Source organism: Pantoea sp. NPDC088449, assembly GCF_044753225.1.
GTDB lineage: Bacteria > Pseudomonadota > Gammaproteobacteria > Enterobacterales > Enterobacteriaceae > Pantoea > Pantoea floridensis.
This window is the reverse complement of the sequence record NZ_JBIVMT010000005.1, coordinates 59,963-81,268: the sequence shown is the minus strand read 5'-3', so window position 1 is coordinate 81,268 and position 21,306 is coordinate 59,963. Positions and strand designations below refer to the sequence as shown.

Here is a 21,306-nt window from a genome sequence, read left to right as displayed (position 1 = left end):
CTTTACCCATTGCGCCTGCCAGCGGCGGGCGCTATGGTGGTTCCCCATTCGATTTCACAACGTTTTAACTTCCTATGTCCTTTTCTCAGTTCGGCGACAAATTTACTCAACATTCCGGCATCTCCCGTCTGATGGAAGACATGGGTGAAGGCCTGCGCACGCCCGGTACCATCATGCTGGGCGGCGGTAATCCGGCGCAAATCCCGGCGATGAACGACTACTTCCATCAGCTGCTGCTGCAGATGCATCAGGACGGCAAGCTGAGCGAAGCGCTGTGTAACTACGACGGCCCGCGCGGCAAAGCGCTGCTGCTGGAAGCGCTGGCGAAGATGCTGCGTGAGGAACTCGGCTGGCCGTTAACCGCGCAAAATATTGCGCTGACCAACGGCAGCCAGAGTGCGTTTTTCTATCTCTTTAATCTGTTCGCCGGACGTCGCGCCGATGGCAGCAAAAAACGCGTGCTGTTCCCGTTAGCGCCGGAATATCTTGGCTACGCCGATGCCGGACTGGAAGAGGATCTGTTTGTCTCCGCCAAACCGAACATTGAGCTGCTGCCGGAAGGCCAATTCAAATATCACGTCGATTTCGATCACCTGCCGCTGAATGATGATGTCGGGCTGATCTGCGTTTCGCGCCCGACCAATCCGACCGGCAACGTGATCACCGATGACGAACTGCTGCAGCTCGATGCACTGGCACAGCAGCACGGCGTTCCATTGCTGATTGATAACGCTTACGGCGTGCCGTTCCCGGGCATCATCTTTAGCGAAGCGCGACCTCTGTGGAACCCGAATACCATTCTGTGCATGAGCCTGTCGAAACTCGGCCTGCCGGGTGCGCGCTGTGGCATTATCGTCGCCGATGAAAGCACCATCGCCGCCATTGGTAACATGAACGGCATTATCAGCCTTGCGCCAGGCAGCATTGGGCCGGCGATTGCCAATGAGATGATCGTACGCGGAGATTTGCTGCGTCTGTCAGAAGAGGTGATTAAGCCGTTCTATCAGGCCAAAGTCAGCGAGACGATTGCCATTCTGCGCCGCTATTTGCCGGAAGATCGCTGTCTGATTCATAAACCTGAAGGCGCCATTTTCCTGTGGCTGTGGTTCCGCGATCTGCCTATTAGCACCGAAACGCTCTATCAGCGCCTGAAAGCGCGAGGCGTACTGATGGTGCCCGGCCACTTCTTCTTCCCCGGCCTGGAACATGAATGGCCGCATACCCATCAATGCATGCGCATGAACTACGTGCCGGATGCGCAGAAGATTGAGCGCGCGGTGCAAATTCTGGCGCAAGAGTTGGAAAACGCGTTTAACGGCGAGTAAAAAATTCCGCGTTGTAGCCAGGTGCGCCTGAATACGTACCTGGCTCAGTCAGTTGTAAGGTCGTCAATTACATGACTTTAGCGTAATAACTCTATCTGCTGATGCTATCGTGCTCTCTCTGTGTGCGATGATTACCCGCGTAATGCTCAGTTTTTTGATTGCCTGATTCACCATTGCTTCACTCTCTTTGTCCAGTGCGCTGGTGGCCTCGTCCAGAAATAGAATCGCAGGTTTCTTGTACAATGCCCGGGCGATGAACAACCGCTGCTTTTGCCCACCAGACAGCCCTTCGCCCAATTCACCAATCAGCGTTTCATATCCCATTGGCATACGCATAATAACCTCATGCAAATAGCTGGCCCGAGCACACTCCTTCATCCACGCTTCATCTATTTCCTCTGCAAAGCTGCAAATATTCTCCCTGACTGAGCCGCAGAACAGTTTATCGTCCTGCATCACGCAGGCGATCATCTTGTGATAGTTGTTGATACCGATTTGCTGGATATCAACGCCATCCACCTCGACACAGCCACTCGTAGGAGAAAATAAACCGCACAGTACTTTCAACAGCGTGGATTTTCCCGAACCGGACGAGCCGACAATCGCCACGCACTCTCCCGGTAAGATCGAAATGTTCAGTGCATCAAATATTGCCGGTGACTGGCTGTCGTAGCGGTAGCTCAGCGCATGGGTTGCCAGCCCCATTGGTTGCAGTCTCGCTTCGTAGCAGAGCTCAGGTCTATAATTTTCCCGCGGGTGCAGAGCAATGTCGGCAATGCGCTCGTTATGCAGACTCATCATGCGTAGCTGCAGTAAAAATTCTGTCAGCGACCCAACGCGGTCTGAGAACTGTGCGCGAAAAACGCCAAATGCGACAAACATACCCATCGTTATCTGGTTATCGATCACGAGGAGGGTTCCCATCCACAGAACAACAACCTGATCGCAGGCGGCAATAAAGGTACTGATACCGCCAAACAGCATATCCATTTTGGTGACGCGAATACCGGTGTTAATTGAATCGATTTCGAGATTCAGCCAGTGGGAGACGCGGCGCTGAGCCATGCCCTGCATTTTGACGGCGGCAATGCCATAGAGTGTTTCCATAAAATACGAGCTGGCGCGCGCTTCCCTGACCAATAACTCTTCAGAAAGTTGCCGGTAATACTTGTAGGTTACCAGGCGCAGCAGAACATAAAAGGTGGTAAACGCTATCACGATCCAGGTCAGCCAGCCGCCATACAGGACCATCATCACCAGCACGCCAATCACCATGATGCTGTCCATAATGCCGCCAACGATGCTGGTAGTGAAGGTGCTGCGCAGCGTATCCAGTGAAGCGAATCGAGACTGAATATCACCCAACTTACGCCGTTCAAAGTAACCAAGCGGCAGGCGTACCAGATGATTGAACAGGCCGGATTGCCACTGCACGTTGATAAACGTTGCCATAACCAGCGCGGTCCAGGCACGTCCCATCCCCACGGCAGCACGCAGCAGGATAAAAAAGAGTAATCCAGCACAGATTAAGGTCAGTAAACCCCGATCGCCTGCGGGTATGGCGTGATCCATCACCAGCTGCGTGCCGACCGGCATCACAAGATTGATGGTCTCGAACACCAGTGATAAGCAAAGTATTTTGCCGAGTACGGTCTTGAGGCCGTGCACGCTAGCGATCAGAGTACGGAAGCTGATTTTGTTGTGGACGCTGTCGGCGGTAAATGTGCTGCCTGGGCAGGCTTCGAGCGCCACACCGCTAAAATTTTTCGACAGCTCTGCGAAGCTGACCGTCCGGCGGCCGCGCGCCGGATCGTGTAGCACCACACCATTCCGCCGGATGCTTACCAGTACGACAAAATGGTTGAATTCCCAGTGCAAGATGCACGGTATCTTCAATGCGCCTAACTCGTCGATATCGAGTGATAGCGGTCGGGTGCTCAGCCCTAGCTGATCAGCTATCCCCGTCAGTGCCGACAGCGTAGTGCCGCGAGCCGAGAGGTTGAACTGCCGTCGCAGCGCTATCAAATCAACATTCTTGCCGTAGTATCCGCAGATCATTGCAAGGCAGGCCAGACCGCACTCGGCTGACTCGGTTTGGTGGATCATTGGGACACGGTGGCGCAGCCATAATTCCAGCTGACCGACCAGCGTTTTGCAGGTCAATCTACTCATTGACTGGCCCCATAACGCTGTGTTTCATGTCGTAGAACGGCGAAAACATCCATTGATATAGCCTCCTTTTTTCAAGGAACAGCGTGCTCTGTGCTTTAATGCCGTTCTCCAAACTCAGACGTTTACCGCCATACATAACAACCGGCTTTTCTGGCCTGACGATGACTTTGTAATAGGGGATCGCGGCAGTTAATGCCGATCGGGGTGCGCCTTGGTAGGTCAGCATTTCCTGCGGTGATGCGGGTGCTCTGGAGATGGCAGTAACGGTGCCAGCAAACTGACCAAATTTCTCCGCAGGGAAGGCTTCATAGCGAATATTGACCCGATCACCGAGGGTGAGATAAGGGATTGCGTCATTGGGCACCCACAACACCAGGGCGTAATGGTCGATAGTGTGAGGGAGAATTTGCAGCAAACTGTCGCCAGCGTTAACCATCTGTCCAACCGTAACGCTCAGCGAATCGATACGGCCAGCAGCCAGCGCTCGCACAATGATGGTTCCACCGGCATCAATGTTGAGTTGTTCTTTTTGCAATTCAAAACGCTGCAGTTCCATCTGGTAAATCTGATTGTCAAATTCTGCGCCCTGAGTATATATCTGGCTCTCCAACGCCGTGACTTGCAGCGCATTTTGATCATTCTGGCTTGATAGTCCGAGGAGATTATTTTGCTGTTGGTAATACAGTGCCACTTGGTTGGTAAGTTGATCTTTATTTACTAATCCCCGGAGCTGATAACGCCGATAGTTATCCATATTCTCCTTAATAATACCGATCCCTTCCTGGGCGCGGCGGAGGATGTCAGTAGAGCGCAATAACGCGCCGGCATACTGCTCTTTTTGTTTTTCCAGCATGTCGAGAGTGGCTTTCTTGCTGCTTTCAAGCCGGCTAATAATCTGTGTAATACGTTCAAGCTGGTGATCAATATCCCGGCGTTGATTTTCACTGACCACGCCGTTGTGGGTAGTTTTGCTGACGTCTATTTGGTAAATGGGTGCACCCGTTTCAATCATCTGCCCTGCAGTAACGAACTGCTTAACCACGACACCCTGAACGCTGGAATAGACATTAGCTGCGCGAGGATAAGTGGATATTTCTCCCGTGACGTTGATCCGTCGGGTATAAGTGCTAGCAATAACAAAGGTCAGGAATAGAGTAATAAAAAAGAGAGACAGCCCCGCAATGAGCCAAAAAGGGATGCCGGGGAGCAGCAAGGCTCGACCGCGCCATTTCATTCTGTGATTCTCAACCGCTTCCTGGCGAAACAATTTAGTATTCCTTACTCATTTTTTAGTGGCCGAATAGATAATGTCCATTGACCACAATGCCGTTCATAAAGACATGCAGCAATACAGGTAATAACAATCCCTTTGACAAGACTCTCGCAGCAACCAGCGTTAAAGAAATAAGATAGAGAAGAAAGAAAGGCTTAAACCCAGAATACTGAGTGTGCAGCAGCGAAAAAATTAAGGACGTTACAAGCGCAGAGAATATTTTACTATTAGAAAAAACAGTTAACGCGCCAAATAACCCGCCTCTGATGGCTATCTCTTCATAAACTGGCACCATCAAAATATAAGATATTTGCGTGAGAATAAGCGTATAGAGCGGTAGCGAAATCTGCTGATGGCTGACAACGACTTCGCCTGTGTTAAAAAGCACTTTTGGTATAACAAACTGGATGATTAAAATTAAAGCAAAAAACATAATGAATTGCATGATCGTAAAATTACCGACACCGAACCCCTCTTTCTTCTGAAATTTAAATAGATAAACGGGCACAATTACAAAAAACTCAACTATAAAGCCATACGGTAAAAATAATTCAGACGCAATTAATTCTCTTCGATTGGGAAAGAGCAACGGAACAGCTGTCAGTAGAAACATCAGAAGAAAAAGAGATAAGTTTAACAAACCTTCTTTTTTAGTGTTTGTTTCCATAAGCCTTTTCCCTTAGCATTATATCGCCATCATGACACTTTGTATTTTTTTGCTAAAAAACTGTTTACCTTTTGAGCCAGAGCAACAAAGGATAATAATGAACTGATAATGACGACCAATTTTGACAACTCAGGTGGCGGGGTGTAAATGAAGAATTCGGCAACAACCCCAGCGCCACTAATAAATAAAAAACCAGTCATCAAAAACACAAAAAAAACAAAATTCTTGAATAAAAAGAACACGTCTAACTCCTATTCACCCGCTCGCAAATAAGGAGCGGGTGAGGGTTATCTATCGGCTGCAGGAACCGCCCATCCCACCTGAATTACAATTTCCAGAGGAATTACTGTTACCGTTATTATTACCGTTGCCACTGCCTGTGAAACAACCCCCGGCTATCGCGCCACCGACCATTCCCAGGCCTGCGCCGACGATTCCACCAGCGGCCCCAGCAATAGTGCCGCCAATGATGCCATTATTACAACCAACCACATAGCCGCTGTTGTAACCTGAGCTACCTCCAGCGCCACCGTTATTGCTATTTTTTTTACTATTTGAGCCCCGAGGGGGATCGTTACGACCACCACCACCAGAAATGAAGCTCAGTAATTCTCTCTCAATTACTTTCATAAACAACTCCTTTGTTCAATATTGTAATCCCACATACCTATTCAGCGAGGAGATTAATACCTCACTTTTTATTTCGTGCAAAGCGGTTTTTCTCGGAACTAATTAGCTGATCTTGTAATAAGAATCCAATAAAATAGCGTATTATTTGGCTAAATTATTGTTTTTTAGATTCAATTTAAATCACCAGGTTCGTGCTATTTTTTTGCGATTTTATTCCTGGCAGACATCAAGATTAACATTAATCAGAGCAATGAGCGTAGTTACTAAAATTAAAAGAAGTGTTTAATGAATCTATTAATTCGTAGATGGAGAGTAGCGACAAAGTCATTGTTCCTTTGCCGTTTATGCTATTAACGCGACCCTTTCCTCAGAGTATATTTACATCGCCGCCCCCAACGACAACTGGCACCACTGCCCCAGCTGCTGAATCGCCTGCTCCACTTCGGCATTCCAGCCAAAGCCGGCGTTGAGTCGGAAACAGTGATCGTAGCGGTCATCAGTGGCGAAAATATGCCCCGGTGCAATACCGATGCCTGCATTACGCGCCTTGAGAAACAGCGCGCGCACGTTCAACGCGCCCAATGGCATCTCCACCCATAACACATATCCTCCTTCGGGATCGGAGACGCGCGTGCCCGGCGGGAAGTAGCGCAGCACCGCCTGCCGCATGTGCTGGATTTGGTTTTTCAGCTCGCGCCGCAGCTTGCGCAGATGGGCGTCGTAGCCGCCGCTGCGCAGCAGTTCGGCAATTGCCGCCTGCGACAGCACCGAGGTTCCCATGCTGGTGGTGTATTTCAGCGAGGCGATTTTGCGCATGTAGTTGCTGCTGTGCACCCAGCCAATACGTATGCCGGGCGCGACGGTTTTCGAGAAGCCGCTGCACAAAATGGCATTTGGGCTGAAGGCGCGCATCGGGAACGGACGACGCTCGCCAAAGGCGGTATCGCCGAAAATATCATCTTCGATGATCACCACATCGTTCTCGTCGGCCTGGCGCGCGATATAGGCTTTCTGCTCGTTGGGAATGCTTTTGCCCAGCGGATTATTGATGTTGTTAATGGTGAGGTAGGCCTGCACCGCTTTGCGCTGGAATAGCGACGTCAGTTTTTCAACATTCACGTAGCCTGCCGGGCCAGCCTCCACTTCAATCACGCGTAGATTGAGGTTATGCAGCATTTGCAGCAGTACAAAATAGCAGGGCGATTCCACTGCGACGATATCGCCAGGCTGCGTCGTCGCGCGCAGCGCCAGAGAGATCGCTTCAATGCAGCCATTGGTGATCAGGATGTCATCTGCACTGATATTGCAGCCATAATCCACCGCCCGGCGGGCAATTTCGGTTTTCAATGGCATATAACCGGTGCCTTTAACCGTATTCCCCAGCAGCGCCGGTTTGCTGTAACCCATCTGACGCATCAGCAAGCCGATTTTCTTGACCGGATAGAGTGAAATATCGCCGTTCGCCAGATCCAGCCGCACGCGACAGTCCGATCCCAGCATCGCCAGATGCAGTTCGGTTTGCTCGTCGAGCGGCGCAACGTCGCGCGCTTGCTCATTGATGACCGCCGGAAAAACGTTATCGGCCTTGCGCGGCGCGACAAAAAACCCGGACTTCGGCCGCGCGACCGCGTAGTGCTCATCCTCAAGCGTACGTAATGTTTTTAGCGCAGTGGTCATACTGACACTGTGCTGCGTTGCCAGCGTGCGCACCGAAGGTAACCGGCTGTCGGGCGGCAGAGAACCACTATGAATGGCTTGTTTTATCTGTTCTGCAATTTGACGGTAACGACTGCCCTGTTCCGTTTCACCCGCCATCTGTTCCACCCTATTTCGTGATGATCTGTGCGTATTCACCAGATTACATTCAAAGTACTTTAGGCTGCATTAGTTAATTGAGAACCCTGCGCGCTGAAAAATTCATTCCGTAACCCCTTCGTGGCCCATTTTCCGCTCGCTGCCGCCAGCAGGACAATTGCGATTTTCTTAGCCAAAGGATGAAGTGAAAAATGAATAATCTGTCCACCATGATGAGAGAAATTGAAGAATATCTCACTGCCACGATTATCGACTCAGCCCAGCGTTGCTCGCACCGTCTGCTTGCCGCGTTACCCGATGCGGCCAATCCTGGAAACAATCGCGTACTGCTGGCTTATGGCGGCGGCAAAGACAGCAGCTATATGGTGGCGTATGTACGCTACATTCAGGGACTGATCTGGCAGCAGCACGGCAGCACGTTTCAATTGCGCATCAGCACCAACCGCCATGCGGCGATGAACGACAGCGTGATGGAAAATATCAATCGCGTGTATCGCGCGTTGCATATCTTTGAAGATGACTTCACCGAATGTTTGGTAATCGATGGCCTGCAAATCCGCCCTTTCGATCGTCATTTGCCCATGCCAGACAGCGTACGTCAGCAGAATCGCAACGATGTGCTGATGAATGGCCACCGTTTCCGTGCCGATGCGCGCTCTACCTTTTGTAATGCCTGCAACCTCAGCATGGTGAACTCTTTTGGTTTGGCAGCGCATTATGACGGCGGCGTTGATGTGATCATTACCGGCGATTCACCGCAGGAACAAACCGCTTATCTGGCGTGGGCGCGCCATCTTTCACGTCTGTTTAATGCACCGGTGGCGGATAAGTCACGCGGCTTTAGCGGCTTCCTGCAAACCTTAGATGGCGTCGCTGAGCGCTACTTTGCTGATATTTACGGCGCCGATCAGGTGACCCCCGCGCACCGTATTACCTGGCAGCTGGCGCGCGATCCGCTGTTCTTCAACATCTATCAAGACACCGCCTATGAAGCCGGCGCGCACTGGGCGCTACTGACGGAATTTATGCATTTCCGCTTTGATGAGCTGATGTTCAGCTTTTCCGAATCGGACTGCGGCAACCCGACGTTAATGGCACATATTCGCGGTCTGCGTGCGGAGACGCTATTGCAGCGTAGCTACGCCGAAGGCATTCGCGAATATGTGCGCTTTGCGCTTGGGTTAATGGTGAAAAAGGATTTCCCACCGCAGCTGATCGATGAAATGGCGGCACGTTATCAGGACGATGAAGCGATTAAACGCGCCCGCCAGCGCGCCGCGCAGTTCGCCGAGCAGGCTTTTGGTCTGAATGAAACCCAGCTGATTTGCATGATCTATTCGCCGTTTATCGCCGCAGGCCACCAGCTGAAAAACTGGCTGCAGCAGGTAGAGGATGCACCGGACGAAGCGGCAGTGCGCACGCTGCTGGGCGGCGATAACGACGATTTGCTGGTAGCGCAACAGCTGGAGCAACTTTCTGGTTTAACCCTTACGCAAATGCGCCATTGCTGGCGCAGCGAGCAGGTGAGTTCACTGCTGGACAGCCAGCGCGGCGATGCGCTCTCACGCGTGCTGCGTTTTGATCCGCACAAAGCAGTGATTCAGGTGAATAACGGTGTGCTGCAAGACATCGTCACTGAAGTGATCTCCGGGCGTTAACCCGGTAAGGCAACGCGATGAGAAAGATTTTCCTGCAGATTGGCGCCACCCGCGATGGGCAAAATCCCTACTGCGCGGTGGCCAAACGCGAGGGCTATTTTACCGTGCTGGCGGAGATGGGCGATTTTGTCGATTACCAATCGCTAAGCATCCCGTTGCCGTTCGATCTGGTTGTGCGCCTCGATCGCCCGGAAAATCCGTGGGATGTGCTGCAGGCCTGTTTGCATGCCGGGTTAATGGAACATCCGCAGATCGTGCTGGCAGGCTTTGAGGCCTACAACACCAGCGCCGGGCGCGTGCGGGAGTTGCTGGCCGGGCCGGACGCCGCCAGGTGCTTTATTCCCCCGGATAAGTACGCTCAGCGCATGGCATTACGCAAAGCCTGGCAGCGGTTTCCGCAGCCGGAATTTCGCTTCTTCGCCTCACCGCTGAGCATCCGTGACGCGCGTGATGCCCTGCTCTATCCCTGCGTCGTCAAGCCCGTCGACGGCGGCGGCGGCCTGGGCATTTGGCTCGTCAAAGACGCGCAGCAGCTGGATGCGGTGATCAACAAGCTGGTCGATACCATGAATTACGGCGGTCGCGGCTTCAGCGGCTTTATCGTCGAGAGCTGGCTGGCTGGCGATGAGTACTCGCTGCAAGGCGTGGTGGCGGAAGGCCATGCGCTGGCGCTGACCTGCTGCCAAAAGGTGATCGAACATCACACCGATGCCGACGGCTGCGTCAGTTTTTACGAATCCGGCCATGTCGCCGTCGCGGCGCAGCAGCTGCCTGCCAGCTTCTCCAGCCTGATGAGCTTCTGCTGCGAAACCTTTGGCTATCGTCAGGGCGCGTTTCACATCGACTTCATTATGGTGAACGGCGAACCGCACTTTCTCGAAATGGGCTTTCGCCTCTCCGGCATGGGCGTGGTGAATCTGGTGCAGGAAGTCACCGGCATCAACTGGGCTGAAGTGGCGTTCCATATCGAAGCCGGTCACGGCCTGCCGCAGCTTGATTTCCCCGCCCAGCCGCCGGCGGTGGGGCGTGTACGTTTACGTCAGCGCCTGCAATATGACGCCGCAGAACGCTGGATCGCGCAGCAGCAGCGCGGTCAGCTGTTGCCGCCGCTCAATCTACCGGTGCTGGATGTCTCACCGCGATCTTCGCTGTATGCCGATCTAACCCGTCACGCCGGGATTCTGGCGACCTTTCGTCTTGCGGCAGAGAGCCGGGACGAGATTCTGGCGGTTTTCCATCAGATCCTCGACGTCTCATCGCTCACCACACAGAGAGATTTACTATGTGCAGAATGATTCTGGCGCACGGCCAATTTGATGCCGCCGCGGTGCTGGAGGCCGCACGCGCCATGAGCTGCGGCGAAACCGCCACGCATGAAGGACCGATCAAACAGCATCCCAACGGCTGGGGCTGTTTATGGCTGGAGCAAGGCCACATCCGCACGCTACACGGCACCGGCACCTTCGCCGATGCGCTGCCGGGCATTGATGTTGATCGCCTGCGCGGACGCTTTTTGGCGGTACATGTGCGCCACGCCACTTTAAGTAAGAATCAGGGTATCGAATTTTCCCATCCGCTGTGGCGCACCAGCGGCGAAACCCAGTGGTACATGATGCATAACGGGTTTTTGCCTACTGTGTATCAGCAATTAGGCATGGCCGCGTCGCGCTTCGATTCTGCCGAGTATCTTGAGTACATCGTTGATCGCGCCACGCCCGCTGATTTCACCCGCGACTATTTGCGCAACAAAATGGCGCAGGTGGCGCCAGGCGGCAGTTCGGCGAACGCAATTTTTGTTACCCGCGAAAAAGCCTGGGCATGGCAGTGGCATCCCGCTGATACGCCCTATCCCAACTATTTCACGCTGCACCGTTTCCAAAACAACAACACGACATTTATCTCTTCTGAACCTATTTCGGCACTGGGCACGGCGTCTGAATGGCGCCGCATGAGCAACCATGAACTTCATGAATTTCCTTTAGGGGAGTGATCAACATGGCTATTTTCAATCAGATACGCGTTATAAACCCAGAAATGTTTGTGGAAAGTACCTGGCTGGACGACATCGTTACGGCACGCGTGCCGCTGCTGGTTTTACGCAACTTTCTAACGCCGGAGGTGCGCGAAGCCGTGGTGAACGATTTGCAACGCTGCCGCGAGCAGGTGCGCGTATCGCACTACCCCAATGGCGCGTTGACGACGCTCGGCCCTTATCTGGCGAAGCATACCGCCGCGCCGGAAAACTACTTCACCGAACTGCGCGATATCCAGCCGATGCTGCCGCCCTCGCTGCACTGCCTGCGCGATCAGATCTACCATTGGGTGAAACACGCCTTACGTCTGGAAAGCCTGCAAACCGCCAACGAGCCTGAGTTGGGCGATTACGCCGGTTCGATTGTGCGTTTCCACGCCAACGGCGTCGCCAATCCCCTGCATAACGACAATATCGTGCGTGATGCCGCCGGCAGCGGCCTGACCGTGACCGGGATCTTGCATCAGCTGAGCTGCGTGGTCTGTTTGCAGGAGTGCAACGCGGGCGGCAAGCTGCGCATCTTCAATAAGAAGTGGCAGCCTCTGGATGAGCGCTTCAAAACGCCGGGGGAACTCGGCTATCAAACCGCCGTGATTGAACACAGTGAAGTGTGTGAATTTTCACCGCGCAGTGGCGATATCTACCTGTTTAACCCGGCTTTTTATCATGAAATTGATCGTGTGGAAGGCGACACGCGCATCACCATGGGCTTTTTCTTTGGCCTGACCGACAAAAAAATGAAACACGCCATCGCCTGGAGTTAACGCCAGGTTTTAGACGAGGAGACGAGCATGAACAGTTTTGAAAAAGTGACGGCCCTGCTGGATCAGCATCAGGCGCGCTATCGCGTGGTGGAGCATGAAGCCATTGGCCAAACCGATCGAATTAGCGCCATTCGCGGTAACGATCTCAATCAGGCGGCCAAAGCGATGGTGCTGGAAGTGACGATGCCGGAGGGTGCCGATCCGCGCTATCTGCTGGCGATTGTGCCGGGTGACTGCAAGATCAACTTTAAAAGCGCCGCCCGCGCTATCGGCGGCAAGAAATCGAGCTTTGCTGCGCCTGAAAAGGCGCAGGAACTGACGCAGTGCGAGATGGGCGCGGTGCCGCCGTTTAGTTTTGATGACCGGCTGGCGCTGCGGGTTGATAATCGCCTGCGCGATGTTGGCACGCTGTGGTTTAACGCGGGTGCTCTGGATCGCTCTATGGCGTTACAGGTGGCTGATTTCTTCCGCGTTGTCGGTGAGGAATGTTGTGCCGAGATTGCGACACCGATGACGGCAACCGCCTGAATGCGGCAGTAAGGAAACGGTATGTCAGTAAAAGATATGTTGTTGGCCCTGTGTGTCGTGGTGGCGTGGGGCATCAATTTTGTGGTGATCAAGCTGGGTCTGCAGGGCATGCCGCCCTTTTTGCTGGCCGGACTGCGTTTTACCCTGGTGGCATTTCCGGCGATCTTCTTTGTGAAGCGTCCGGCGATTCCCCTGCGCTGGCTGGTGGTTTATGGCATGACTATTAGCTTCGGCCAGTTCGCCTTTCTGTTCCTTGCCATCAAGCTCGGCATGCCCGCAGGATTGGCGTCATTGGTATTGCAGGCGCAGGCATTTTTCACCCTGCTGCTCGGCGCGCTGTTCCTGGCGGAGAAGCTGCGCTGGAATCACATCGTCGGGATTTTAGTGGCGACGCTCGGCATGTTTATGCTGGCGACCGCCGGCATGGAGGGGCAAACCACCGCGGGCATCACGCTCACCACCATGATGCTGACGCTGGCTGCGGCGCTGTCATGGGGCCTCGGGAACATCACCAACAAAATCATTTTGCGTAATCGCAGCGTGCCGGTGATGTCGCTGGTGGTATGGAGCGCGCTGGTTCCGGTCGTGCCGTTCTTTGCCTGCTCATGGCTGTTTGAGGGGGAAACGGTGATTGTCACCAGCCTGCTGCATATCTCGCTGCAAACTCTATTGGCGCTGATCTACCTCGCCTTTGTCGCCACCATCATGGGCTATGCGATTTGGGGCAATCTGCTCAGCCGCTACGAAACCTGGCGTATAGCGCCGCTCTCTTTGCTGGTACCGGTGGTGGGGATTCTCAGCGCTGCGTTGATTCTGAATGAGACCCTGTCGCTACGGCAGATGATCGGCGTTTCCGTGATCATTCTCGGCCTGCTGGTCAATGTATTTGGCGGGATGGTGACGCAGCGATTAGCGGTGCGCACCTAAACAAAAACGCCGCATCTCTGCGGCGTTTTCATTCAACTGAGTATCCTGATTACAGGATTTCGATACGACGTGGTTTCGCCTCTTCCGGGACGATACGCACCAAATCGATGCTTAACAGACCATTTTCCAGACGCGCATCGCGCACCGTAATGTGATCGGCCAGCTGGAATTTGCGCTCGAAGTTGCGTTCGGCAATGCCCTGATACAGGTATTTACGCTCCTGCTGCTCTTCAGGATGCGCACCGCGCACCACCAGCACATTGTCGTGAGAGGTGATATCTAATTCGCTCTGCGCGAAGCCTGCTACGGCAATGGTGATGCGGTAGAAGTTCTCATCCACCAGCTCGACGTTGTACGGAGGATAGCCACCGTTGGCCTGGTTCTGATTGGTCTCTAGCAGGTTAATTAAACGATCAAAACCAATTGCAGAACGATAAAGCGGAGAGAGATCAAAGTTACGCATAATAAGACTCCTGATAATCAGCAAGTTTAGGCAACCTTCCACCATGGACAGGTTGTTTAGCCCGTTACTGCCCCTTACGGCAACAGCAACAACACTGTTCTCTGAAAATGGGTGCAGCCTGATGACTTTCAAGGGCTAATGCGTATTTTTTTACAGCAATTCTGACGATATGGCATACACTCAGGGGACGATTCGCCTGAAATGCCAGACATGGCCAAAGAGCTTTGCTAACGTCAGGTGACACACTCCAGCCAGGGCGATGCCATGTCTGAAGGGATGATGAAAATGAATATGATGAAACGCTTTCCGCTCACCGCTGTGCTGGTGTGCACGACCTTTGCGACCTCGGGCTGCTCCAGCGTTATGTCTCATACTGGCGCAAGTCAGGGCTATTATCCCGGCACGCGCGCCAGCGCAGAGATGCTGACTGACGACAAAACCAGTTGGGCGATCAAGCCGCTGGCGCTGATCGATTTACCTTTCTCCGCCGTGATGGATACGATTCTGCTGCCGTGGGATTACTTCCGTTCCGATGACGACAGAAGTAAAGATTCCATACACGAGCGCGTGCTGCAGAGCGAAAAGCTGGCGGGCACCCAAGCCAGCCTGGCGACTGCAGCATCTATGCCAGGGGAATCGCACTAACGCAGAATAGCTGACGCCACCCCTCAACATCCCGCATATAGGCGATCTGCTCGCCATCCGGCGACCATACCACTGCATCACCGGATGGCGCTTGCTCACTACGTTGTGTCAGACGTGAGCATTGCCCCGTCGCCACCTCACAGCGCATGACGCTGTTATCGCAAATGAAGGCTATCGCGTTGCCAGCAGGTTGCCAGCTGAAGGCGGACTGAATGCTACTCGCCAGCTGTGTGATCTGACGCGGTTCTCCGCCATTAGGCGATACTTGCCACAGCTGCACGACATCGCGATCGTCTGCCATTAAGAAGGCAATGGCGCTGCCGTTGGGTGCGGCGCGTAGCCAATGACGCGGCTGCGGTGCTAAACCTCTGCCGTGCGTAATGCGTCGCTGCTGCACGGCCGCCGGGGGCGCAGGCAGTTTTTCGGCTGTGCCCTGCAAAGGCGATGCGCCGGCTTTCGCGTAATCCGCCAAAGGTTCGGGTAAATCCACGACAAAGATTTCTGCCACTTTGTCGCCATTCGCCGCACGCGTATCGCCGATAAAGGCAATTGCCCAGCGCTGCCAGCTTCCATCGGCTTTCTGATAGCCTTGATCACCTATCCAGCACTCCTCATAAGCGCGGTCAATCTGATCGCTGCCGGGCTGTGGCTCACGCTGCGTCTGGCTTATCAGCACACAATAATGGCTGCCGTCATATTCACGCGGATGCTGTTTGGGCGGACACACCGGATGCAGCGGCACCGCAACGCCCACGTTGCGCAGGTCATCGCGCGCATCCTTTTCATGCATCACGTGATCGTTGTAGGTAAAACTCAGGCGTGTCCCATCGGGGCTGAAGACGTGCACATGTGAACCACCGCGTAATGCCCCGGGCGTATAAGGCGCGGTAATGTCACAGGCATCGAGATTCTCCGCCATGCCTTGCTGCACGATTACGCCGCGACGGTGATGAAAATCATAGCGCCAGTGTGCATCCGGATGTTCTGGGCCGTGAATGCAGACATAACGTGGTGGCAAATCCGGGCTAACGGTCACCACGCCAACGTGTGCGCCATCGCGCGCCTGATAAAGCACTTCAATGGCACCACTCGCCACATTGACGCGTTCGATAGTCAGGCTGGTAAAAGAGGCGCCGGAAGGTCGCACATCAAACGCCAGCCATTGGCTGTCGCCGGTCCAGACGTTGATGTTGGTCAACTGGTGATGACGCTGAGCAAAGGTGAGTTGTTTTTCTGACATGAGGCAACCTTACAGCTAACAGTTGCCGGATAAATTACGTGATTTGCAGGCGGGATGCGAATAAACCCGGTCGCCATTATCGTGCGGTTATTAGCCAGGTCGCCATGAATGGCGACCCTACGGCACGGTTTTGTTGGGTGCGCATTCATGCGCACCGGATGAGTTAACCCACGCGCTTCACGTCACCAACCAGCAGGATGTACGACAACGCACCGATCAACGCCACCGCTGAGATATACACCAGCGCAGGCGCAAAGCCATAATCCTGCGCCAGATAGCCCACCACCAGCGGTACAGTGATGCCGCCCAGGCCGCCGACAAAGTTGAACATCCCGCCGGTCAGGCCAATCAAGCGCACCGGCGCCAGCGACGACACCAGCGACCAGGTAATCGAAGCGAAGCCGTTGCCGAAGAAGGCGATGGCCATCAACGTCATAATCCAGATGGGATCGTTGGTGTAGTTAGCGCCCATGATGCAGGTTGAAATCAGCAAGCCGCAGATAATCGGCGTTTTACGGGCGAACCCAAGTGAACGGCCGCTGCGCACCAGGCGATCGGCAACGATGCCCGACAGAATCACGCCAACAAACGCCGCGAGGAAAGGCACCGTGGTCATAAAGCCCGCGGTCAGCGCCGCGATGTGTTTTTCCTGCGTCAGGTAGTTCGGGAACCAGGTCAGGAAGAACCACAGCGTTGACGTCACCGCGAATTGGCCGAGATACACGCCGCACAGCTTGCGATGGAATACCAGTTTCCAGTCGGCAGCGGTAAGTTTGGTACGGGTTTTCTTCTCGCTCGGCGCATCGCCATCAACCATCGCGCCCCCTTCACGGATATAATCCAGCTCGGCTTTGTTGATGCCTTTGCTCTGACTCGGTGCCTGATAGCACTTAATCCAGACCAGCGACCAGATAATGCCGATGGCCCCGGTGATGATGAACACCCAATGCCAGCTCAACAGTTCCTGGATCCAGATCAGCAGCGGCGTCAGGAATGCCAGGCCAACAAACTGGCCGGAGGTATAAAAGCCCACCGCTGAAGCGCGCTCCTGTTCCGGGAACCAACTGGTCACCAGACGGTTATTGGTGGGGAAGGCGGGCGCTTCAAAGATGCCCGTAATAGCGCGCAGGCCAATTAAGGATAATAAGCCCGTCGCGAATCCCTGGAATAGCGTTGCGACCGACCAACCAAAGATGGCAATAAAATAGGTTAAGCGTGAACCAACGCGATCAAGGAACCAACCGCCGGGAATCTGGCACAGCGTATATAACCAGGCAAAGGCAGAAAATACATAACCCATTTGCGCTTTGGTGATGCCGAATTCTTCCTGAATATGGGCAGAGGCCACCGCTAAATTAGCGCGATCGACATAACAAATAACCACCGTAATAAAGATCATCAACAAGGTAATATAACGACGGCGCGTCGGTTTGGCGTGAACAGCAGAGAGATCCATGGTGTTTCTCCGTAATCGCGATTGCCGTTAAGGTGCGATAAAGCGCGCCCCGGTAAACGCAGGTAGTGGTAACAAAGGTAAAGCCGCCGTGGCGGTAAATAAGCTGTGCCGGGAAAAAGGCTGAGTGAAGCCCTACGCCCTATTTCACCGGCATATAATCGTTTAGATTTAATTTAATTAAATTTAATATCCTAAATAATTTAAGTGGCAGAAAACACATCTGCAGCTTAAATTAAGATGGGTATTTACCATTCAGCAACTGAACCGTCCGGGAATCTCCAGAGTGGGTTTCTCCAGTCCGGTGCATTTTTACTACGCTCAATCACTAACTCTTCGTTAATTTCCACGCCGAGGCCCGGTTTATTTAACGGATAGAAATGACCGTCATCCATTTTGAAATCGTCTTTATTGATCACGTAATCGAGCAGTTCAGCGCCCTGATTATAGTGAATCCCCATGCTTTGTTCCTGGAACACCGCATTGCGCGAGACGAAATCGACGTGCAGGCACGCCGCCAGCGCGATCGGGCCCAGCGGGCAGTGTGGTGCCAGCGCGACATCGTAGGATTCGGCCATTGCGGCAATTTTGTAGCACTCGGTGATACCGCCCGCATGCGACAGATCCGGTTGCAGAATCGCCAGACCACCCGCTTCCAGCACGCGTTTGAATTCAAAGCGCGAGAACATACGTTCGCCAGCGGCAATTGGGATGTGGGTTTGTGCGGCGAGGCGCGGATAGTATTCCGCCTGTTCGGCCAGCACCGGCTCTTCAATAAACAGCGGACGATAGGGTTCCAGCTCTTTGATCAGCACTTTTGCCATTGGCGCACTGACGCGGCCGTGGAAATCGAGGCCGAATTCAATCTCTTTACCGAAGGCTTCACGAATCTGTGCCACGGTATTGACGGCCTCGTCGACCTTACGCGCATTATCGATGATGCCCATCTCTTCACAGCCGTTGAGTTTGAAGGTATCGAAACCGATAGTGCGCAGTTTCTTAATGCCATCAATCACCTCTGATGGGCGATCGCCGCCTACCCAGCTGTAGGCTTTGATGCTGTCGCGCACTAAGCCGCCGAGCAGTTGATAAACCGGCACGCCCAGCGCTTTACCTTTGATATCCCACAACGCCTGATCGATACCGGCAATCGCGCTCATCAGAATCGGGCCACCGCGATAGAAACCACCGCGATACATCACCTGCCATAAATCATTGATGCGCGCCGGATCCTGGCCAATCAAATACTCCGACAGCTCGTGCACCGCCGCTTCCACGCTGCGAGCGCGCCCTTCGATGACCGGTTCGCCCCAGCCGACAATGCCTTCATCGGTTTCAATTTTCAGGAACATCCAGCGCGGCGGCAGGCGATAAGTGGTCAGTTTGGTAATTTTCATCGTACAGCGTCCTTATAAGCAGCAATAAATGCGCGAGCCTGTTCCACAGTGCGCGACAACGGTTGCCCGGCGCGATAAAGATCGCTACCTAAGCCGGCACCAATGCAGCCTGCGGCCATAAACTCATGCAGATTCTCCGGCGTCACGCCGCCCACGGCAAACACCGGCACCTCTGGCGGCAACACCGCTTTCAACGCTTTGATGTAGCCCGGACCAAAAGCCGACGACGGGAAAATTTTCAGCGCCTGCGCACCGGCCTGTAAAGCAGTGAACGCTTCGGTGGCGGTCGCACATCCGGCGGCAACGATCATGCCTTTGGCCACCGCCTGGCGGATAACCGCAGCATCGGTATTCGGCGTGACCACTAATTTGCTATTCAGCGTCGCCAGCTCGTCGACCTGCGCCGGATTCAGCACCGTGCCGGCGCCAATTAGCGCCTTGTCGCCAAAGGTTTTCACCATCGCGCCAATACTTTTGGCCCATTCCGGCGAGTTCAGCGGGATTTCAATCGCGTCGAAACCCGCGTCGATCAGTGCGCCAACGTGCGCTTCCGCTTCATCCGGCGTGATACCGCGCAGAATCGCGATCAGCGGAACCTTAGTTTGCCAGGACATTCGCAATACTCCTTATTCCGTGCTGGAAAGCACGATCGCCCTCCAGCGTGACTGAATCCAGGCCGATAAAATGCAGCGCCTGCTGATAGCGTTGCGCCAGCGCACTTCCGGCAATAATGGTGATCGGTTGGCTGCCTGCCGCGTGGTTTTTTGTCATTAGCGCCACTTCGTGGCCGATCAGTAAACCTGAGAGAAAATCACTGATATGGCGGCGATCGCGCGCACCGAGTACGTGTGAAGCACGCACCTCAAACAGCCGAGACAGAATCGAGGCATCGTTGCTACCGATCTGTAGGCCATCAAGGAAGGCGGTGGCGTTCTCTTCTTGCTGCGGTAAACCGGCACCCACCAGCGACTGTTTCAGCAGCAGATGGTGTAGCTCACCGGTCATTACGGTACGGAAATCCAGCACGCGATCCTGTTCCACCTGCACCCATTTAGCATGCGTACCGGGCATGACGTAGAGCGGCGCGGGCTGCAATGCCAGCGCACCGAGTAGCTGTGTCTCTTCACCGCGCATCACGTTGTAGTTGTCGTCACGTTCGACGCTCAGTCCCGGCACGATCCATGCCTTATCTTCAACGCGCGTCAGTCGGCTACTCAACTCACCCAACGCCACCGGGCAGGACAGATAGGGCACCGATAGCCAGCCCGCGTTGCTGCCAACCATGCCGGCCATGACGACGGGAACGTCATTGGTTGGCCAACCGTCGGTCACGCTGGTAAAGACCTCGGCGGGAGTGCGATCGCCCAGGCGCGTGACACCCGCTTCTGAACGGCGCTCCTCTTTGCATTCACCGGCCTGATAATACCAGGCGCGCAGGTTGGTCGATCCCCAATCAATCGCGATATAGCTGGTCACATAATCTCCTTGAGTCGTGCCGTTGAGCTGGCAATCATCGCTTTAGCCGCCTGCTCCGCTGCATCACCATCCTGATGGCGAATGGCATCAAACAGCGCTTTATGTTCGGCTAAGGTGCGCGGCATGTTGCCTTCATCAGCCATATAGGTTTGCGCAAACACCGCTTTTTGCAGCTGGCTGATTGCCACATTGAGCTGCTGCAATACCGGGTTGTGCACCGAATTCAACACCGCTTCGTGATAGCGAATATCCGCTTCGTTAAAGGCTTCACGATCGAGGTGATTGGCCACCATCGCGTTGTAGGCCAGCTCAATGGCGGCCAGATCGGTTGAAGTGGCTCGCTCGGCTGACCAGCGCGCAATCTGCGGCTCCACCAGCACACGCACTTCGTTCATTGCCGCAATCAGACGCGGATCCTGATCGTGCGCCAGCGCCCACTGCAACACATCGCTATCCAGATAGTTCCACTGGTTACGTGGCGTGACGAAGGCGCCGCGATAGCGCTTCATCTCCATTAAACGCTTCGCCATCAGCGAACGAAAAACTTCACGGATGATGTTGCGCGAGGTGCCAAAACGCTCACACAGTTCAGCTTCCGCCGGCAACGCCGCACCTGGCACAAACTTCCCTGCCACAATCTCTTCACCCAGCGTGAGGATGATGCGTTCCGTTTTACTTAATTGTTCTTGCGTCATGATGTTCCATTCAGTGAAAGGCGATAGCGCATCAGATTACTGCTTTCGTTCCGCGAAGCCCATGCCGCCGATTGTAGTACCATCAAGTTAAGTTGTACTACAATGTGAATCACAAAATAGACAATCCATATGTGAAATCGCGGTAG

The 21,306-nt window shown here is 54.0% G+C and carries 20 protein-coding genes; 8 read left to right on the top strand and 12 right to left on the bottom strand.

All coding sequences use genetic code 11. The annotated features are described in order from the left end of the window. The first annotated feature begins 74 nt into the window (after nucleotides 1-74). Nucleotides 75-1,325 (top strand): valine--pyruvate transaminase, encoded by a 1,251-nt coding sequence (locus ACIP6T_RS20375; protein ID WP_400458625.1) that lies wholly within the window; start codon nucleotides 75-77, stop codon nucleotides 1,323-1,325. Nucleotides 1,326-1,388: 63 nt separating this feature from the next. On the opposite strand, the gene ACIP6T_RS20370 is transcribed toward ACIP6T_RS20375, so the two are convergent. From ACIP6T_RS20370 to ACIP6T_RS20350, 5 genes are all read right to left on the bottom strand, one after another. Next, on the bottom strand, nucleotides 1,389-3,497 hold the full coding sequence (locus tag ACIP6T_RS20370) for a peptidase domain-containing ABC transporter (RefSeq protein WP_400458623.1): 2,109 nt from the start codon (nucleotides 3,495-3,497) through the stop codon (nucleotides 1,389-1,391). Next, nucleotides 3,490-4,764, bottom strand: a complete 1,275-nt coding sequence (locus tag ACIP6T_RS20365) for an HlyD family secretion protein (protein ID WP_400458621.1) — start codon at nucleotides 4,762-4,764, stop codon at nucleotides 3,490-3,492. Before ACIP6T_RS20365 ends, ACIP6T_RS20370 begins: the two co-directional genes overlap by 8 nt. Before the next feature lie 22 nt (nucleotides 4,765-4,786). Continuing rightward, entirely contained in the window at nucleotides 4,787-5,437 is a 651-nt protein-coding gene (locus ACIP6T_RS20360) for a lysostaphin resistance A-like protein (protein WP_400458619.1), read from the bottom strand. A 291-nt stretch (nucleotides 5,438-5,728) separates the two neighbouring features. Beyond that, a complete protein-coding gene (locus tag ACIP6T_RS20355; protein ID WP_400458617.1) occupies nucleotides 5,729-6,067 on the bottom strand; it encodes a hypothetical protein in 339 nt (112 codons plus the stop codon). A 378-nt stretch (nucleotides 6,068-6,445) separates the two neighbouring features. Continuing rightward, nucleotides 6,446-7,882 carry a PLP-dependent aminotransferase family protein gene (locus tag ACIP6T_RS20350; protein ID WP_097095470.1) on the bottom strand — a complete coding sequence of 479 codons (1,437 nt, stop codon included), beginning with the start codon at nucleotides 7,880-7,882 and terminating at the stop codon, nucleotides 6,446-6,448. Between the two features lie 191 nt (nucleotides 7,883-8,073). Between ACIP6T_RS20350 and ACIP6T_RS20345 the strand changes: the two genes are divergently transcribed. From ACIP6T_RS20345 to ACIP6T_RS20320, 6 genes are read left to right on the top strand one after another with little or no spacing between them, the layout of a single operon-like run. Continuing rightward, nucleotides 8,074-9,540, top strand: a complete 1,467-nt coding sequence (locus ACIP6T_RS20345; RefSeq protein ID WP_400458615.1) for a hypothetical protein — start codon at nucleotides 8,074-8,076, stop codon at nucleotides 9,538-9,540. Between the two features lie 17 nt (nucleotides 9,541-9,557). Further along, complete coding sequence (locus ACIP6T_RS20340; RefSeq protein WP_400458613.1) at nucleotides 9,558-10,835, top strand: acetyl-CoA carboxylase biotin carboxylase subunit family protein; 1,278 nt, start codon at nucleotides 9,558-9,560, stop codon at nucleotides 10,833-10,835. After that, nucleotides 10,823-11,530: a class II glutamine amidotransferase gene (locus tag ACIP6T_RS20335; protein ID WP_097095473.1), complete on the top strand. Its 708-nt coding sequence runs from the start codon at nucleotides 10,823-10,825 to the stop codon at nucleotides 11,528-11,530. Before ACIP6T_RS20340 ends, ACIP6T_RS20335 begins: the two co-directional genes overlap by 13 nt. A 5-nt stretch (nucleotides 11,531-11,535) precedes the next feature. Beyond that, complete coding sequence (locus tag ACIP6T_RS20330; RefSeq protein WP_097097619.1) at nucleotides 11,536-12,336, top strand: hypothetical protein; 801 nt, start codon at nucleotides 11,536-11,538, stop codon at nucleotides 12,334-12,336. A gap of 27 nt (nucleotides 12,337-12,363) precedes the next feature. Beyond that, nucleotides 12,364-12,864 (top strand): YbaK/EbsC family protein, encoded by a 501-nt coding sequence (locus tag ACIP6T_RS20325; RefSeq protein WP_097095474.1) that lies wholly within the window; start codon nucleotides 12,364-12,366, stop codon nucleotides 12,862-12,864. 21 nt (nucleotides 12,865-12,885) lie between these two features. Continuing rightward, the gene (locus ACIP6T_RS20320) at nucleotides 12,886-13,791 is read left to right on the top strand and encodes an EamA family transporter (RefSeq protein WP_097095475.1); all 906 of its coding nucleotides are present in this window, start codon (nucleotides 12,886-12,888) and stop codon (nucleotides 13,789-13,791) included. Nucleotides 13,792-13,840: 49 nt separating this feature from the next. Here the strand turns inward: ACIP6T_RS20320 and ibpA are convergent, their stop codons facing one another. Continuing rightward, nucleotides 13,841-14,254: a small heat shock chaperone IbpA gene (gene ibpA / locus ACIP6T_RS20315; RefSeq protein WP_097095476.1), complete on the bottom strand. Its 414-nt coding sequence runs from the start codon at nucleotides 14,252-14,254 to the stop codon at nucleotides 13,841-13,843. Between the two features lie 285 nt (nucleotides 14,255-14,539). Here ibpA and ACIP6T_RS20310 point away from each other — a divergent pair, with 285 nt between their 5' ends. After that, complete coding sequence (locus ACIP6T_RS20310; protein WP_320204469.1) at nucleotides 14,540-14,899, top strand: YceK/YidQ family lipoprotein; 360 nt, start codon at nucleotides 14,540-14,542, stop codon at nucleotides 14,897-14,899. Here ACIP6T_RS20310 and ACIP6T_RS20305 read toward each other — a convergent pair. From ACIP6T_RS20305 to ACIP6T_RS20280, 6 genes are all read right to left on the bottom strand, one after another. Further along, nucleotides 14,877-16,139, bottom strand: a complete 1,263-nt coding sequence (locus ACIP6T_RS20305; RefSeq protein ID WP_400458610.1) for a DUF3748 domain-containing protein — start codon at nucleotides 16,137-16,139, stop codon at nucleotides 14,877-14,879. The two genes, ACIP6T_RS20310 and ACIP6T_RS20305, sit on opposite strands and share 23 nt — an antisense overlap. A 163-nt stretch (nucleotides 16,140-16,302) precedes the next feature. Further along, the gene (locus tag ACIP6T_RS20300; protein WP_097095479.1) at nucleotides 16,303-17,595 is read right to left on the bottom strand and encodes an MFS transporter; all 1,293 of its coding nucleotides are present in this window, start codon (nucleotides 17,593-17,595) and stop codon (nucleotides 16,303-16,305) included. A gap of 245 nt (nucleotides 17,596-17,840) precedes the next feature. After that, nucleotides 17,841-18,989 (bottom strand): galactonate dehydratase, encoded by a 1,149-nt coding sequence (gene dgoD, locus ACIP6T_RS20295; protein ID WP_097095480.1) that lies wholly within the window; start codon nucleotides 18,987-18,989, stop codon nucleotides 17,841-17,843. Next, the gene (locus ACIP6T_RS20290) at nucleotides 18,986-19,603 is read right to left on the bottom strand and encodes a 2-dehydro-3-deoxy-6-phosphogalactonate aldolase (RefSeq protein WP_277977815.1); all 618 of its coding nucleotides are present in this window, start codon (nucleotides 19,601-19,603) and stop codon (nucleotides 18,986-18,988) included. The genes dgoD and ACIP6T_RS20290 overlap by 4 nt, the downstream gene beginning before the upstream one ends. Next, the gene (locus ACIP6T_RS20285) at nucleotides 19,587-20,465 is read right to left on the bottom strand and encodes a 2-dehydro-3-deoxygalactonokinase (protein ID WP_400458607.1); all 879 of its coding nucleotides are present in this window, start codon (nucleotides 20,463-20,465) and stop codon (nucleotides 19,587-19,589) included. The genes ACIP6T_RS20290 and ACIP6T_RS20285 overlap by 17 nt, the downstream gene beginning before the upstream one ends. Continuing rightward, a complete protein-coding gene (locus ACIP6T_RS20280) occupies nucleotides 20,462-21,160 on the bottom strand; it encodes a FadR/GntR family transcriptional regulator (RefSeq protein ID WP_097095483.1) in 699 nt (232 codons plus the stop codon). Before ACIP6T_RS20280 ends, ACIP6T_RS20285 begins: the two co-directional genes overlap by 4 nt. Between the last annotated feature and the right edge of the window lie 146 nt (nucleotides 21,161-21,306).